Origin of the sequence: Streptomyces sp. NPDC002889, from assembly GCF_042888425.1 — a bacterium.
Lineage (GTDB): Bacteria > Actinomycetota > Actinomycetes > Streptomycetales > Streptomycetaceae > Streptomyces.
Genome location: NZ_JBIAPT010000092.1, coordinates 1 through 1,234, shown reverse-complemented (window position 1 = coordinate 1,234; position 1,234 = coordinate 1). Strand labels below are relative to the sequence as shown.

The 1,234-nt window shown below is 71.6% G+C and carries 1 protein-coding gene; it reads left to right on the top strand.

The window, feature by feature from the left end; translation table 11 throughout:
• Window positions 1-1,234: non-ribosomal peptide synthetase (locus ACFYWI_RS38530; RefSeq protein ID WP_389240862.1), on the top strand; the 1,234-nt coding region annotated here is incomplete at both ends.

Here is a 1,234-nt window from a genome sequence, read left to right as displayed (position 1 = left end):
AACCCACAACGACCGCACCACCCCCCTCACCCCCCACCACCCCGCCTACGTCATCTACACCTCCGGCTCCACCGGCCAACCCAAAGGCGTCGTCATGCCCGCGGGCGCACTGCTCAATCTCCTGGAGTGGCACCACGGAGCGGTCGGCGGCGAACCGGGCACCAGGACCGCGCAGTTCACGGCGATCAGCTTCGACGTGTCCGCGCAGGAGGTGCTGTCGGCGCTGGCCTTCGGCAAGACGCTGGTGATCCCCGACGAGGACGTCCGACGCGACGCGGCCCGGTTCGCCGAGTGGCTGGACGAGGAAAGGGTGGAGGAGCTGTTCGCCCCGAACCTGGTGCTGGAGGCCCTCGCCGAGGCCGCCGTCGAGCAGGGGCGTACGCTGCCGCGGCTGCGTTGCGTCGCGCAGGCCGGCGAAGCGCTGACCCTGAGTCACCCGGTCCGCGAGTTCCACCGGTCGGCGCGGGACCGCGTGCTGCACAACCACTACGGCCCCACCGAGACACACGTGGTCACGGCCCACACCCTGAGCGCCGACCCCGACGACTGGCAGCTGCCCGCGCCCATCGGCCGGCCGATCGCCAACACTCGTGCCTATGTGCTGGACGGCGGGCTGCGGCCGGTCGCGGCCGGTGTGGTGGGCGAGCTGTACATCGCGGGAGCGGGCGTGGCCCGCGGCTACCTGGGCCGACCCGGTCTGACTGCCGAGCGCTTCGTCGCCGACCCCTACGATCCGGAGCCGGGCGGCCGGATGTACCGGACCGGGGACCTGGTGCGCTGGAACCCCGACGGCGAGCTGGAGTTCATCGGCCGCGCCGACCACCAGGTCAAGATCCGCGGCTTCCGCATCGAACCCGGCGAAGTCGACACGGTCCTCACCGACCATCCCGACATCGCCCAGGCCGCCGTCGTCGCTCGGGAGGACCAGCCCGGCAGGACCCGTCTGGTGGCCTATGTGGTGACGCGGAAGACTCTCCGGCCCGAACAAGTAGCCGAGTTCGCGCGGGAGCGGCTGCCCGAGTACATGGTGCCCTCGGCCGTGGTCCTCCTGGAACACCTCCCTCTCACGGCCAACGGCAAGCTGGACCGGGCCGCGCTGCCGGCACCGGAGTTCATGCCGACCGGGTCGGGCAGGGAGACGCGCACTCCGCAGGAGCAGATCGTGTGCGACCTGTTCGCGCAGGTCCTGGGGCTGCCGCGGGTCGGGGTCGACGACGACTTCTTCGACCTGGGC